This window comes from Bacillus sp. Nf3 (assembly GCF_003028545.1).
Taxonomy (GTDB): domain Bacteria; phylum Bacillota; class Bacilli; order Bacillales; family Bacillaceae; genus Bacillus; species Bacillus safensis.
Window position 1 is genome coordinate 481884 of the sequence record NZ_PYUA01000003.1, and the last position, 15891, is coordinate 497774.

At 40.7% G+C, this 15891-nt stretch carries 12 protein-coding genes; all 12 read left to right on the forward strand.

All coding sequences use genetic code 11. The annotated features are described in order from the left end of the window. The first annotated feature begins 114 nt into the window (after positions 1–114). The 12 genes from C9414_RS11920 (at position 115) to recA (ending at position 15758) form a co-directional block, all read left to right on the forward strand. Positions 115–3231: an MMPL family transporter gene (locus tag C9414_RS11920; protein WP_107163699.1), complete on the forward strand. Its 3117-nt coding sequence runs from the start codon at positions 115–117 to the stop codon at positions 3229–3231. 145 nt (positions 3232–3376) lie between these two features. Continuing rightward, positions 3377–4660: an EF-P 5-aminopentanol modification-associated protein YfmF gene (gene yfmF, locus C9414_RS11925; RefSeq protein ID WP_107163700.1), complete on the forward strand. Its 1284-nt coding sequence runs from the start codon at positions 3377–3379 to the stop codon at positions 4658–4660. Beyond that, positions 4657–5949 carry an EF-P 5-aminopentanol modification-associated protein YfmH gene (gene yfmH / locus C9414_RS11930; protein ID WP_107163701.1) on the forward strand — a complete coding sequence of 431 codons (1293 nt, stop codon included), beginning with the start codon at positions 4657–4659 and terminating at the stop codon, positions 5947–5949. Before yfmF ends, yfmH begins: the two co-directional genes overlap by 4 nt. A gap of 152 nt (positions 5950–6101) precedes the next feature. After that, positions 6102–6578 (forward strand): MarR family winged helix-turn-helix transcriptional regulator, encoded by a 477-nt coding sequence (locus C9414_RS11935; protein WP_060699030.1) that lies wholly within the window; start codon positions 6102–6104, stop codon positions 6576–6578. Then, positions 6556–9675: an MMPL family transporter gene (locus tag C9414_RS11940; RefSeq protein WP_107163702.1), complete on the forward strand. Its 3120-nt coding sequence runs from the start codon at positions 6556–6558 to the stop codon at positions 9673–9675. The genes C9414_RS11935 and C9414_RS11940 overlap by 23 nt, the downstream gene beginning before the upstream one ends. A 31-nt stretch (positions 9676–9706) precedes the next feature. Next, complete coding sequence (gene ymfI / locus C9414_RS11945) at positions 9707–10435, forward strand: elongation factor P 5-aminopentanone reductase (RefSeq protein ID WP_047202206.1); 729 nt, start codon at positions 9707–9709, stop codon at positions 10433–10435. Between the two features lie 73 nt (positions 10436–10508). Beyond that, positions 10509–10766: a DUF3243 domain-containing protein gene (locus C9414_RS11950; RefSeq protein WP_024424114.1), complete on the forward strand. Its 258-nt coding sequence runs from the start codon at positions 10509–10511 to the stop codon at positions 10764–10766. Between the two features lie 131 nt (positions 10767–10897). Continuing rightward, entirely contained in the window at positions 10898–11689 is a 792-nt protein-coding gene (locus C9414_RS11955; protein ID WP_003211480.1) for a DUF3388 domain-containing protein, read from the forward strand. Between the two features lie 23 nt (positions 11690–11712). Next, positions 11713–12612, forward strand: a complete 900-nt coding sequence (locus tag C9414_RS11960) for a helix-turn-helix domain-containing protein (protein WP_107163703.1) — start codon at positions 11713–11715, stop codon at positions 12610–12612. A gap of 75 nt (positions 12613–12687) precedes the next feature. Next, on the forward strand, positions 12688–13269 hold the full coding sequence (gene pgsA / locus C9414_RS11965) for a CDP-diacylglycerol--glycerol-3-phosphate 3-phosphatidyltransferase (protein ID WP_047202208.1): 582 nt from the start codon (positions 12688–12690) through the stop codon (positions 13267–13269). Between the two features lie 16 nt (positions 13270–13285). Continuing rightward, positions 13286–14536: a competence/damage-inducible protein A gene (locus C9414_RS11970; RefSeq protein WP_107163704.1), complete on the forward strand. Its 1251-nt coding sequence runs from the start codon at positions 13286–13288 to the stop codon at positions 14534–14536. 178 nt (positions 14537–14714) lie between these two features. Next, positions 14715–15758: a recombinase RecA gene (recA, locus tag C9414_RS11975; protein ID WP_047202210.1), complete on the forward strand. Its 1044-nt coding sequence runs from the start codon at positions 14715–14717 to the stop codon at positions 15756–15758. Positions 15759–15891: the final 133 nt, after the last annotated feature.

Here is a 15891-nt window from a genome sequence, read left to right on the forward strand (position 1 = left end):
ACGTAAGGACAATTGAATAGGTCATCCTGCCATTTGAAGGAGACGCAGTCAGCACTTCAGACACGCTCAAATACAGCAAATTGATTGATGAACTAGAAGGAGCTTGAAGCAGCTATGTTGCAAATAATTAAAGCAAGATGGATTGTATTAGTGGTGTGGATGATAACAGCTGTGATACTGTTTATTACTGCGCCCAATTTAGAGGAATTAACAAGAGAAAAAGGGCAATTAAAGGTTCCGGAGGGGACACCAACAGCTGAGGCACTTCACCTATTGGATAAGCTGTCAGATAAGAACGGGAAAAAAGATACAGGTGTGCTTGTATTCTCCGAACAACATCTGTTCCCTGCGAAAGAGCAGGAATTAAAAAAGGCTTTAGCTGCACTCATGACACATGCCCCAGAACTCCACATTGACGGAATTACTTCATATTTTCATGTAGATCCGGACATTCAAAAACAACTTTTATCAAAGGATAAAAGTACACTTCTTGTTCCATTCAAATTCGACCACTACGAAACAAAAGCTGTGAAGATTAAAGAACAAATTGAGGAAGTTTTAAAGCCCTATCATGTCTCATATGAAATAACGGGTCAAAAATTTGTGGATTCAGATGTCATTAAAAGCTCTCAACAAGGTCTGAAGAAAACTGAACTTATCACGATGATTTTTATTTTCTTTATTTTAATAATTGTTTTCAGATCAATATTGGCACCTGTTGTTCCGCTCATTACGATAGGCATTTCCTACGCTGTCAGCCGGTGTATTGTGGCTTTTCTTGTAGAATATACACAATTTCCTCTATCTAATTTTACTCAGATTTTTATGGTAGCCATTATGTTCGGTATCGGAACAGATTATTGCATCCTGCTGTTAAGCCGTTTTAAAGAGGAGATCGGTCAAGGCCGTGATGTCAAAGAGTCGATTATCGTCACGTATCAATGTGCAGGGAAGACGGTATTTTTCAGCGGCTTAGCCGTGTTAGTCGGCTTCTCAAGTATTGGATTTGCTAAATTCCAATTGTATCAATCAGCCGTTAGTGTTGCCGTTGGAGTGGGTGTTCTGCTGATAGCCCTTGTCACCATCGTTCCCTTTTTTATGTCTGTTTTCGGAAAATCTCTATTCTGGCCATCTAAAAGAGAAAACATTCGGCACCCGCAAAGTAAAATGTGGGAATGGGCTGGGCGCTTTTCATTTAGAAGGCCGCTGATCAGCTTAGGTTTAGTCGCTCTTATTACGGTGCCTCCTATTCTGATGTACGACGGCACCCTATCTTATAACAGTTTAAATGAAATTGGGAATAAGTATGAGTCGGTGTCTGCATTTAATACGATATCAGAGCAATTTGGCTTTGGTGAAGCGCTGCCGCTGAATGTGCTTGTTGAAAGTGACAATAAGCTAGATAATCAAGAAAAGATTGTGATCATTGAAAAACTGACCCGTAAATTAAATGATATTGACGAAGTCAAAACAGTCCGCAGTGTCACGCGCCCTGTTGGAGATGGGCTGAGCCAGCTTTATGTCACCTCTCAAGCGAAAGAACTGGGAGGAGAACTTGGCAAAGGACATGAAGGAATCGGGAAAATTTCTGATGGCTTGACCGAAACAAATCTGGCCCTTCTCAAACAAAAACCAAAAATTGAAGAATCCGCTCAAGGCATTGACAAGCTGATTGATGGAACGAAAGCAATCAAAAGCGGTATCGGAGAAGTCAGGGAATCCCTTATCTCATTAGAAGATGGGGTGAGGCGCAGTAAAGAAGGCGTCGGCACGATTCGAAGTAAAATCAAAGAAGCGAAAAAAGAATTAGAGCAAGAATATCGCAGCAGCGAAACGATGATTCAAGAGCTAGAGCAAGTGGTGAATACACTGGAACGCCATGCGAAATCGAATCAACAGCTGATGACAACCATTAAGAAAGTAAAGAAATCTTATGAAAATCTTTCATTCGAAGCACTAGAAAATCGTCTTCCAGAAGTAAAAGACATGGAAGAATATAAAGAAATCAAGAAAGTATTCAAAGAAACAAAAGGAATGCTTGATCAAGCAGGGGATCAAATGAGTGTATATGAAGAGGAAGCCTCTCACTTTAAGCAAAAGATCAAGCAGGCAGATCAAGTGATCCAAACCTTATCAAGCAAGCAAAAAGAAGTAAAACGACAAGTGCAAGCGCTCATGGATGGGCTTGATCAAATTTATGACGGTCTTGACCAAACAAATGAGGGCCAAAAACAATTGATTAAAGAAATGCCTAAAATTGAAGATGGTGCAGATCAGCTGACAGACGGCCAAAAAGCCATCAAAAAAGGATTTAGCCAGCTTTCATCAAAACTTACATTATTAACAGATGGATTAGATGAAAGTATTGAAGGGCTTGAGCAGGTCAAAAGCGGCTTCACCGAGGCTGACGGCTACTTAAAGCAGCTTCAGCAAGCGCCAGATGAAGAAATAACGGGCTGGTTTATTCCAGAAGAAGTGCTGAAACGCCAAGAATTTAAGCAAATCTTCCATACGTATATGTCTCCAGATCGTAAACTAACGACTTTTGAAGTCATCCTAAATGTGAATCCATACAGCAATGAAGCGATGAAAGGTGTCGCAAAAATTGAGGAAACCCTTGATCAATATTTACCTGTAAGTGGACTCAAAAATGCCAAATACGGTGTATCTGGTATCTCAAGTTTAAATGTGGACTTAAAAGAAACGTCTGACGGTGACTTTATTCGAACTGTCATCTTCATGTTAATTGGTATTTTTATTATCTTAATTATTTTATTACGGTCAATCGTCATGCCGGTATACTTAACACTTTCACTGATTTTAACGTATTTTACATCGATCGGGTTAACAGAATGGATCTTTAAAACATTTTTTGGCTACGATGGTGTCAGCTGGGCTGTCCCATTTTTCAGCTTTGTTATTCTTGTGACGCTCGGGATCGATTATTCCATCTTCCTCATGGATCGTTTTAATGAATGGAAGGGAGAGCATGTGCAAGCATCGATGATATCAGCGATGAGAAATATGGGTTCTGTCATTATTTCTGCAGTGGCCATTCTAGCAGGTACGTTCGCCGCTATGCTGCCATCAGGAGTATTATCACTTGTTGAAATTGCAACGGTCGTACTCATTGGACTTTTATTATATGCTTTTGTTGTATTGCCGCTCTTTATTCCGGTTATGGTTCGTATTTTTGGTAAATGGAATTGGTGGCCGTTTAGAACGAAATAATGACTGGCGTCTCTGCTTTGAGCAGAGGCGTTTTTATTTCCTATCCTTTCCTCTGATTGATATAATGTCTATTAAATGGCTGTTTCACGTATATATCAGCTATGTTCTAATACATAATAAATAGGATGAACAAAGGAGGTTTCTCATGACGTACTTACAAGAGAAGACACTGGACACACCTGGTCTTCATACTCATATTGTCAAAACAGAAAAATTTAAAACCGTGACAATCCTTTTTAAAATGCTTGCACCGTTATCCAAAGATGACGTCACCATGCGTTCTCTTTTCCCGCATGTGTTGTTAAGAGGAACAGAAAAGATGCCGAAAACAGGTGCATTGCGTGCTTATTTTGATGAGCTCTATGGAGCAAGCGTTTCAGCAGACATGGCGAAAAAAGGTGAGAATCACATCATTACCTTCCGCTTGGAAATGGCGAATGAAAAATATTTAAAGGATCAAACCCCTTTACTAGAAAAAGGGATTGCCTTACTATCTGACCTATTATTCCACCCGTATGTTGAAGATGGGGTGTTTAGTCAATTATATGTAGATCAAGAAAAACGCACGTTAAAACAGCGAATTCAGGCAGTCTATGATGACAAAATGCGTTATTCGAATTTAAGACTCGTGCAGGAAATGTGTAAAGGTGAACCATATGCACTGCACGTCAATGGTGAAATGGAAGACATCGACGCAATCACCGCTCACTCGCTCTTTGAAGCTTATGAGTATGCGCTTCAATCAAATCAGCTTGATCTTTATGTAGTAGGAGATGTTGACGAACAAGACATCAGCCGAATGGTCTCCCAATACTTTAAAACAAGTGAAAGAGAACCGGTCAAACAACAACAGACTGAATCAGCAAGACCTCAAAATGAACCAAAAGAAGTCATTGATGAAGAGGACGTAAAACAAGGCAAACTGAACATCGGCTTTCGCACACATACAACGATTGCAGATAAAGATTATCCGGCGCTGCATTTGTTTAATGGTATATTCGGCGGTTTCTCGCATTCTAAGCTATTCATCAATGTTCGTGAAAAAGCAAGTCTTGCGTACTACGCTGTGTCTAGACTTGAGAGCTTTAAAGGCTTGATGATGGTCATGTCAGGAATTGAAGTCGGCAACTACCAGCAGGCAGTAGACATCATCAAAGAACAATTTGAAGCGATGCAAAAAGGTGATTTTTCTGATGAAGCAATTGATCAAACAAAAGCAGTCGTCAAAAACCAGCTGCTTGAAACGATCGATACGTCTTATGGGACAGCAGAATATTTGTATCAGCATGCCGTTGTGCCAACTGGGGAAACCCTTGATTCCTTTTTAGAAGCATTAGACCGAGTGACAAAAGAGGACATCATCAAAGTGGGTCAGAAAATCGAATGGGATACGACCTATTTTCTTAAAGGAACGGAGGGTGCTTCATGACAGTGAAAACAATTCAATTCGATCAGCTGCAAGAAACGGTCTATCACGAAAAAATGGAAAGCGGACTTGACGTCTATGTGCTGCCAAAGCAAGGGTTTAACAAAACCTATGCAACCTTTACAACAAAATATGGCTCAGTTGATAATGAATTTGTGCCGCTTGGCAAAGAAGACATGATTCGAGTGCCTGACGGAATTGCCCATTTCTTAGAGCATAAGCTGTTTGAAAAAGAAGATGGAGACGTGTTTCATACCTTTAGTAAACAAGGAGCATCCGCAAACGCTTTTACAACGTTTACGAGAACGGCTTATTTATTCTCTAGCACCTCAAATGTCGAACAAAACCTTGAGACACTCATTGACTTTGTTCAAGAGCCTTATTTTACTGAAAAAACAGTCGAAAAAGAAAAGGGCATCATTGGCCAAGAGATTAACATGTATGATGACAATCCGGACTGGCGTTTATTCTTTGGTCTGATTGAAAATTTATATCAAGAACATCCTGTGAGAATAGATATTGCTGGAACAGTAGCGAGCATTGCCCCTATTACAAAAGATCATTTGTATGAATGCTATGAAACGTTCTATCACCCGAGCAATATGCTTCTATTCGTTGTCGGTCCGGTTGATCCGAAGCAAATTTTAGATCAAGTCAGAGCAAACCAGGCGAAAAAGCCATTTACAGACCAGCCGGAGATCAAACGAAAAGACATTAATGAGCCTGAAGGTGTATACCGGAAAGAATACGAACTTCCAATGAACGTACAAGGCTCTAAATGTATGTTCGGTTTGAAAACAAAAAATCCGCATAAAAAAGGAAATCAGCTGCTAAAGCATGAGCTTGGGATGAACCTCATTTTAGAGACGCTGTTTGGCAAAAGCTCTTTACAATATGAACAGATGTATGAAAAAGGCTTAATTGATGAAACATTCAGCTACGATTATACAGAAGAAGGCGGCTTTGGCTTCACTTCTGTTGGCGGGGATACAAATGATCCCGATCAACTTGCAAAAGTATTAAAAGAAACCCTTCTTCAAGCAAAAAGCCTCATGACAGAGGAGAAAATTGAGCTTGCACGCAAGAAAAAAATCGGTAGCTTTTTAAAAGCCATGAATTCTCCAGAATACATTGCGAACCAATTTACTCGATATGCCTTCTTAGACATGAGCTTATTTGATGTCGTCACAGTGCTGGAACAAATTCAATTAGCTGATATTCAGCAAATTTTAGATGAAGAAATTGATGAAGAACGGATGTCCGTTTTCAAAGTCGTCCCAAAAACAAAATAAATGTAAAAAGACAAACTCATATCGGCAGAGTTTGTCTTTTTTTATGTTCATTGAAAAATCCGCTTTATTTGCGAGGATATTCATTGACAATTGTTTTGTTCGTTAGTTAAACTCTTTAATAGTTAAACACTTAAACTAAAAAGGAGCAGCGTATGGAACACAATAAAATTGCCCAGCTCATCCAGAGGTATGCAGATGTCTATCTCATGATGGAGAAAAAAGTATCGAGTATGATCACAGAAAAGCTTGATAAAGAGCTGACGCTTGATCAATATTACTCCCTTCGATACATCAATTTACATCCGGGGTGTACATCAACAGACCTGGCATATGTATGTAATGTAAACAAAAGTGCTGTAACATCCATGACCAATCGTCTTTTTACGAAAAACTATATTTTTCGTGAACATGATCAAGCAGACAGAAGAAATGTTCACCTGTACGTCACGCCAGAGGGCAAAGATGTAGTCAGCCGAATGGAAAAGCAGCTTCAAGACCTAGTTCGATCTTATTTTGAGAAGCTTGAAGAAAAAGAAATGGAATCATTTATTCAAACATATGAAAAGATCTATCAAGTGATCATCGAAGAGGAGGCACAAAGTACTAATGAGAGCAATCATAAAGGGTAGATGGCTGATCACGATCCTGTGGGTTGTATTAGCGGCAGTGTTACTCATCACCGCTCCTAATATGGCGCAATTAACGAAAGAAAAAGGGCAAATTTCTGTACCAGACGGCTATCCGTCCTCATATGCCAATCAGTTATTAAAGAAAATGTCTGAAAACGGCGATACAGAAAAATCAATCGTCATTGTCTTTCAAGAAAAGAACATTGTGAAAGAAAGAGAAACTTCTTTAAAAAAGGCAATGGACATTTTAGAAAAGGATCAAGACCTCCACATAGAGGACATCACTTCTTACTTTGAAGCCAATAAAGATATTAAAAAACAAATGCTCTCCAAAGATCAAACGACACTTCTTGTTCCAGTTACATATGACTCAAACAAAATCAAAGCGTCTGATTTTAAAGAAAGAGTCAATGAAAAGCTGAAAAGCTTAAACCTGAAATTTGAAATGACAGGGCAGCCGTTAATTGATGATGATGTTATCACAAGTTCGCAGGAAGGCTTGAAGAAAACAGAATTCATTACGATTGGGTTTATTCTCGTCGTCCTTGTTCTTGTCTTTAGATCAGCTGTGGCGCCTTTCGTTCCGTTAGTCGCAGTGGCACTCTCTTACTTGGTGAGTCAATCGATCGTGGCTTATTTAGTAAAATATGTAGACTTTCCGCTCTCGACCTTTACTCAAATCTTTATGGTCGCGATCATGTTTGGAATTGGAACGGACTACTGTATACTGCTTCTCAGCCGCTTTAAGGAAGAGATCGCACACGGTAAAGATAAAATTGAAGCGATTCTCATTACGTATAAAACAGCAGGAAAGACCGTCTTATTCAGCGGAATTGCGGTTCTGATCGGTTTTACATGTATTGGTCTGGCACAATTTCAGCTTTATAAATCAGCTGTTGCAGTAGCAGTCGGGGTTGCTGTGCTCATTGTGGCCCTTCTCACGATTGTACCGTTCTTTATGGCGGTTTTAGGAAAGGTGTTATTTTGGCCGATTAAAGGCGATATTGCTCACCCGCAGTCAAAAATGTGGGAAACAGCAGGCGGCTTTTCATTTAAGAAACCGCTTTTCAGCTTATTAATCGTAGGAATCATTACACTTCCGCCCATTCTGATGTATAAAGGAACCCTTTCTTATAACAGCTTAGATGAAATCGGTAATAAATACGAATCGGTCAACGCATTCAATACCATTTCTGACAAGTTTGGACCAGGTGAAGCACTTCCGGCAACAGTGGTCGTGAAATCAGCTGATGTTTTAGACAACAATGAAGGGCTGATTGCCATCGAAAAACTCAGCCGTGCAATTGAACAAACAGATGGCGTCAGCAAAGTCAGAAGTGCCACCCGTCCTGTCGGTAAAGGGCTGAGTGATCTGTACGTGAAATCACAAGCCAAGGAACTGAACACAGGGCTTGATAAAAGCAATGAAGGATTGAAAAACATCCAAGATGCACTGACAACAATGAGTCAATCCATTGAGGATCAAACGCCGCAAATCAAATCATCAGGAAAAGGGATTAACCAGCTGATTTCTGGTACAGAATCAGTGCAAACAGGCATTCAAAATGTTGAAAAACATTTAAGGGATTTGCAAGACGGAATTGATCAAAACAAAAAAGGTGTAGCAACCATTAAAGCTGAAATCAAAGGTGCGAAAAAGGAATTAATGGCTCAAGTCGCACAAGTGAATCAGCAAGTTTCACTGTATAAAAGCATTTCCAAAGAATTAAAGGCGGCATTAGCGCAAGTGGATACATCATCCTCTGCCGCAGCAGATGTAAAAGCGTTAATCAAACAAGCAAATACACAATTTAGTACACTGGAAAAGCAAATCCCGCAGGTAAAAGAAAATCAATCTTATCAAGCGATCAAAGCTTCGTACAATGAACTTTCTGCGACTTTGCAAGAAGGGGCGAAACAGGCAGACAGCTATGCTAAACAAGCGAAAGAAGCTAGAAAGCAGCTTGAAGCAGCTGATGCCTTTATCGCAAAAGCTTCAGAGCAGCAAAAAGTCTTGACGAGTCAAATCGATGAACTCATTGCTGGCTTAGATGCAGTTGAAACTGGACTGGATCAAACGTCTAAAGGCCAAGGACAATTAGCTGATAATATGCCAAAGCTTGCAAATGGAGCGGGCGACATCATTAATGGTCAAAAGCAAATGAAAGAAAAGATTGGCGGCTTTGGGGATGATCTGACAAAGCTGACAGATGGTCTGAACAAAAGTGTTAATGGACTGGAGAAAATTTCGAGCGGCTTAATGGGTGCAGGTGACTACTTAGATGAACTGAAAAATGCACCAGATCAAGACATGGCCGGCTGGTTTATTCCAAAAGACGTCTTAAAAAATAAAGCGTTCAAGCAAGTATTTGATTCATACATGTCAGATGATCGCAAGATGACAAAAATTGATGTCATTTTAGAAAAAAATCCATATGGAAATGAAGCTCTGTCGACAATAAAACAAGTGGAAGCTTCTGTTGAAAGGGCACTTCCTGAAACAAACCTAAAAGATGCGTCATTTGGTGTTTCAGGTGTATCAAGTATGAACGCTGATCTGAAACAGCTGTCAGACCAAGATTTCAATAAGACAGTGCTTTACATGATGATTGGTATTTTCCTTATTTTGGTGATCTTGTTCCGTTCGCTTGTTATGCCGCTGTACTTGGTAGGTTCACTCATATTGACTTACTTTACAGCAATCGGTATAACAGAATTTATTTTCACCCATTTCTTCGGATATCCAGGCATTAACTGGGCTGTACCATTCTTTGGATTTGTCATATTAATGGCGCTCGGAGTCGATTATTCGATTTTCTTAATGGAGCGGTTTAATGAATACAAAACAAAAGACATCCAGTTTGCCATGACCGAATCAATGAAAAATATGGGGTCTGTCATTATGTCTGCTGCTGTTATTCTGGCAGGAACATTTGCCGCAATGCTTCCATCAGGTGTGCTGTCTCTCTTGCAGATTGCAACACTTGTCCTCACAGGACTTTTATTGTACGCACTCGTTGTGCTACCATTGTTCGTACCTGTAATGGTGAAATTGTTCGGATCAGCCAACTGGTTCCCATTTAAACGAAAAGAATAGTTATTCTATATAGAAAGAAGGAATCAATGTGATGAGTCGTTGGGCGCTGATAACAGGTGCCAGTGGCGGGATTGGGCAGGCAGCAGCCAAAAAGCTTGCCCAAGAAGGCTGCAACCTAATGCTTCATTATCATAAAAATGAACAGGCAGCTGTGCTCCTCGCCGCTCATTTGGATGAGGCATATCACATTCAGACGCATGTCGTTCAAGCAGATTTAGCTATAACGGGCGGAGCAGATGAGCTTGTCAGCCGCCTGCCACTCTGTCCAGATATACTTGTTTTAAATAGCGGCAGGAGCCATGTCGGATTGGTGACAGACACAGAAAAAGATGTATTAGCCAGTATGGTGCAGCTTCATGTCACAAGTCCATATGAGCTTACCCAATCCCTTTTACCTGCCATGATCCAAAAGAAAGCAGGCCATATCATTGCGGTCAGCTCGATATGGGGAGAAACGGGAGCATCGTGTGAAGTGCTGTACAGCATGGTCAAAGGTGCGCAAAATGCGTTTATAAAAGGATTAGCAAAAGAGCTTGCCCCAAGTGGAATTAGAGCAAATGCTGTCTCCCCAGGTGCTGTCAAAACAGACATGATGAATAGTTTTACGCAGGAAGACATCGCAATGCTGGAAGAAGAAATCCCGCTTGGCCGGCTTGCATCGCCTGAGGAAGTTGCCGATGTCATTTGGTTTCTCGCCTCAAAACAGTCAAGTTATATCACAGGTCAAATTTTATCTGTTAATGGCGGCTGGTACTGTTAAAAAACGTGTATAATTCGTCTCTCCATGACAAAAGCTATGGCTGTAATTCATCTTTTCGAATGGAGGAATCGACATGTCTGTACTTGAGAACTGGGACCATTGGAAAAACTTTTTAGGTGATCGCTTAAATCATGCGCAGGATAAAGGTTTAGAAGATGAGACCATCAATAACCTTGCATATGAAATTGGCGGATATCTAGCTAACGAAGTTGAGGCAAAGAACGAGCAGGAAAGAGTACTTGCTGACCTTTGGAGCGTTGCATCAGAAGATGAGCAGCGTGCCATTGCAAATATGATGGTCAAGTTAGTTGAAAATAATAGCTCGCACTAAACAAAAAGAGGGGTCGTTTGTGCCTCTCTTTTTATTTTAACCGTTTCACAACATTGTGCTTTCTAAAAATGTGAAAATGCTTTATGATAAAGGAAGGTAAAAATTTGCCACAATGAAGGGGGTAATATCATTTGGCAAAGCTCGAATGGTATTTTGAATATGAGATACAGGTAAACCGTCCCGGACTTTTAGGAGACATTTCTTCTCTAATGGGGATGCTTTCAATTAATATTGTGACAATCAATGGTGTTGATGTATCAAGACGCGGAATGCTTTTACGCTGTGACCACACAGATCAAATTAAGCGGCTTGAATCAATTTTAAATACAATGGAAACGATAAAAGTAACGAAATTAAGACAGCCAAAGCTTCGTGACCGCTTAGCTGTTCGTCATGGAAGATACATACAGCGTGATGCGGATGACAAAAAGACGTTCCGTTTTGAAAGAGACGAGCTCGGTCTTCTTGTTGATTTTATGGCTGAACTCTTTAAAAAAGAAGGACATAAATTGATTGGGATTCGCGGTATGCCGCGTGTCGGAAAAACAGAATCAATTGTGGCTTCAAGTGTTTGTGCAAGCAAGAGATGGCTGTTTGTATCGTCTACTCTTTTGAAACAGACGATCCGAAGTCAGCTGATCGCAGATGAATACAGCCCAGATAACGTCTTTATTATTGATGGGATTGTATCGACAAGAAGAGGTTCTGAGAAGCATTTGCAGCTTTTAAGGGAAATTATGAGACTGCCGGCAACAAAGGTGGTCGAGCATCCAGACATCTTTATTCAAAATTCAGAATATACAATGGATGATTTCGACTATATCATTGAATTGCGTAATAGCGCAGACGAAGAGATTACATATGAACACGCTGAAGAACCACAAGTGTTTGATCATTCTGGTTTTTCTGGCTTCGATTTTTAATATGGTAATGGTAGGTGTTTGTTTTGACTGAATTGGGAAAACGGCTCGTTGAGGCCAGAGAGGAAAAAGGGATGTCGCTGGAGGATCTTCAGACGGTTACCAAGATCCAAAAGCGCTATTTGCTAGCAATCGAACAAGGAAACTATGATATTATTCCAGGTAAATTTTACGTTAGAGCGTTTATTAAACAATATGCCGAAGCCGTTGGACTGAATCCTGAACAATTGTTCGAAGAGTTTCGTAAAGATGTTCCAAGCACGTACAATGATGAAGTATCTGATAAATTATCGAATATTAAGCCGCAAAGAGAGCTGCCAAAGCCTGCCTCGAAAGTCCTTGAATTATTGCCGACAATTTTAATTATTGGAGGCATCATTGTGGTCATCGCCATCATTTATGTGATCGTGCAGGCGGTCAATCATGATAGCGGACAGAAGAATAATCAGGCGGCCCCTCAGCAATCAGAATCTAAATATGAAGTATCTGAGGATTCATCTCTTGCAAAAGATCAAAAGAAAAAAGAAAAAACTTCGTCAGATGATAAAGAAAAATCATCTAAAAAAGACGATTCATCAAAAGACGATGAAACTGTCTCTTTAAAGGCTACGAATACAGAAGGCTCGACAACAACGTATGAAGTATCAGGTGCAGACGAAATGGAGTTAACCATTTCTGCTTCGCAAGCTTCATGGCTGCGCGTAAGAGACGAATCTGGAAAAGTGCTGAAGATGGGTGAACTAAAAGATGGCGAATCGTTTAAAACAGACCTGTCTGATCTTTCTCAGGTCGATATCCGTCTAGGCAATGCGTCTGGAATTGAGATCAAGGTAAATGACGAGACACTTAAGTACGAATTAGACCCTAAGAACACCATGACACAAAACATTGTGATTGTGAATAAAGGAAAGGAAAAGTCATCTTAAGCAAGTAGATGACTTTTCTTTTGTTCCTACTATTATATATACATAAAAAATTGCATTATTGGAGGATTGGATTTCATGTTTAACTTACCGAATAAAATAACTCTTTCTAGGATCGCCTTGATCCCTGTTTTTATGATCATTATGCTTGCACCGTTTGATTGGGGTGTCGCACGCTTTGGCGACGTCAGCATCGAAGTGACGCACCTTGTTGGAGCGATCCTGTTTATTGTCGCTTCAACAACTGACTGGATTGATGGATACTATGCACGTAAACTTAATTTAGTGACGAACTTTGGTAAATTTTTAGATCCGCTTGCAGATAAATTGCTTGTTTCAGCTGCTTTAATTATACTTGTTCAATACAATCTCACACCGGCATGGATGGCGATTGTGATCATTAGCCGTGAATTTGCTGTAACTGGTCTAAGGCTTGTATTAGCCGGAGGCGGTGAAGTAGTGGCGGCGAATATGCTTGGAAAAGTGAAGACATGGGCGCAAATCATTGCGATTTCAGCACTTTTACTGCATAACCTGCCGTTTGAACTTGTATCATTCCCGTTTGGTGATCTAGCGATGTGGGTAGCGGTGTTCTTCACTGTTGTCTCAGGCTGGGATTACTTTGCGAAAAACTGGGAAGCTTTAAAGAATTCTAACTAAAAAGGACGTGTACGCTTTGAAGTCAGAGAGAAAAGCAGAAATTATTGCAGTCGGTTCCGAACTCTTGCTAGGGCAAATTACGAATACGAATGCACAATTCATCAGCAAACAACTAGCTGAAATTGGTGTGAATGTTTATTACCACACAGCAGTTGGTGACAATCCAGAGCGTTTAAAACAGGCCATTCAGGTAGCGCAGGAAAGATCTAATTTTATTATCTTCTCAGGTGGTCTTGGACCAACCAAAGATGACTTAACAAAAGAAACAATTGCGAGCACGCTTGGTAAAGAGCTTGTACTAAATGAAGAAGCATTTGAATCGATTCAAGACTACTTTCGAAAGACCGGCCGCGATATGTCACCGAACAACCGTAAGCAGGCACTCGTTCTAGAAGGATCAGATGTGCTCGTGAACCGTTTCGGGATGGCTCCAGGTATGTTTGTTCAAGAAGACGATACGTTTTATATGCTTCTTCCTGGACCGCCAAGTGAATTGCACCCGATGTTTGAAAACGAGGCAAAGCCCCTGATTTCTGAGAAGCTTGGCTTAAAGGAAAAAATTGTGTCTGTTGTTCTGCGCTTCTTCGGAATCGGTGAATCGCAGCTTGAAACAGACCTAGAAGATTTAATTGATGCTCAAACCAACCCGACGATTGCACCACTCGCATCTGACGGTGAAGTGACGCTAAGGCTGACTGCTAAGCATGAGGATGAAAAAGAAACAGAACGTCTGTTAAAAGAAACAGAAGCGCAAATTTTAGCGCGGGTAGGTGAGTACTTCTACGGATATGGGGATACATCACTTGTCCGCGAAGCGTCCAAAGCCTTGCACGAGCACGGGAAAACAGTAGCAGCAGCAGAAAGTCTGACTGGTGGAATGTTCTCCGAATGGCTGACAGATCTCGAAGGAGCATCATCCATTTTGAACGGTAGTGTGGTTTGTTATACAAACCAAGTAAAGCAGCAGGTACTTGGCTGCCGGGAGGAAACACTGTCTTCTTATGGTGCTGTCAGCAAAGAGTGTGCTTTAGAGCTTGCTGAAGGGGTTAGAAAGCTGACTGGAAGTGATATTGGCATTAGCTTTACGGGTGTAGCAGGACCTGATACCCAAGAGGGTCAGCCTGTTGGAAAAGTGTTCATTGGACTATCGATGAAAGACCAGACGGACGTGTTTGAATGGATGTTTACGGGCAGCCGGTCAGGCATTCGAAAGCGCGCTGTGAAATATGGTCTACATCACTTACTCAACTTATTAAAAGAGAGTTAATTTTGTTTTTTGTTAGGTTTACTCCTTTATAAAAGAGCGTTTTTTCTAATAGAAAACACTCTTTTCTTAAAAAATCTGCCAAGAAAAAAATCGAATATGTGTTCGTTTTTTTCTTGGCAAATGACGTAAAACAAGGTATAGTATAGATAGTGGAATTGATAAAGGAGGAAACAATAGAATGAGTGATCGTCAAGCAGCCTTAGATATGGCTCTTAAACAAATAGAAAAACAGTTTGGTAAAGGCTCTATTATGAAACTAGGAGAGCAAACAGATACACGTATTTCAACAGTACCTAGTGGTTCGTTAGCACTTGATACTGCGCTTGGAATAGGCGGATATCCCCGAGGCCGTATTATCGAAGTATATGGTCCAGAGAGTTCTGGTAAAACGACAGTAGCCCTTCATGCCATTGCTGAAGTTCAGCAGCAGGGAGGACAAGCTGCATTTATTGATGCAGAGCATGCACTCGATCCAGTTTACGCTCAAAAACTAGGTGTCAACATTGATGAACTGTTACTTTCTCAGCCGGATACAGGAGAGCAAGCACTTGAAATTGCAGAAGCTCTTGTCCGCAGTGGGGCAGTTGATATTGTTGTGATTGACTCTGTAGCTGCTCTTGTACCAAAAGCAGAGATTGAAGGAGACATGGGTGATTCACACGTTGGTCTTCAAGCACGTTTGATGTCCCAAGCACTTCGTAAACTATCAGGTGCTATCAACAAATCAAAAACAATTGCCATCTTTATTAACCAAATTCGTGAAAAAGTTGGGGTCATGTTCGGTAACCCTGAAACAACGCCTGGTGGACGTGCGCTGAAGTTCTATTCGTCTGTTCGTTTAGAAGTGCGCCGTGCTGAACAGCTGAAACAAGGCAATGATATTATGGGGAATAAAACGAGAATTAAAGTGGTGAAAAACAAAGTAGCACCGCCATTCCGTATTGCGGAAGTAGACATTATGTACGGTGAAGGGATCTCAAAAGAGGGAGAAATCATCGACCTTGGAAGCGAACTAGATATCGTACAAAAGAGCGGTGCTTGGTATTCTTACCAAGAGGAACGTCTTGGGCAAGGCCGTGAAAATGCGAAACAGTTCCTAAAAGAAAATAAAGATATCATGCTGATGATCCAGGAGCAAATTCGCGAGCATTACGGTTTGGATAATAACGGGGTAGCGCAGCCGGAAGCTGAAGAGGCGCTAGAACAATTAGAATTAGAATAAAAATTAAATCAGTATGAAATGATAAAAAAGGCTGAGTGAAAAAACTCAGCCTTTTTTTTATTTTGCAAAAAACTTTCGACAACTTTTTCAGTACTTCATCCGTCTAAAGTGTACAAAATGGCATTTATTTTGG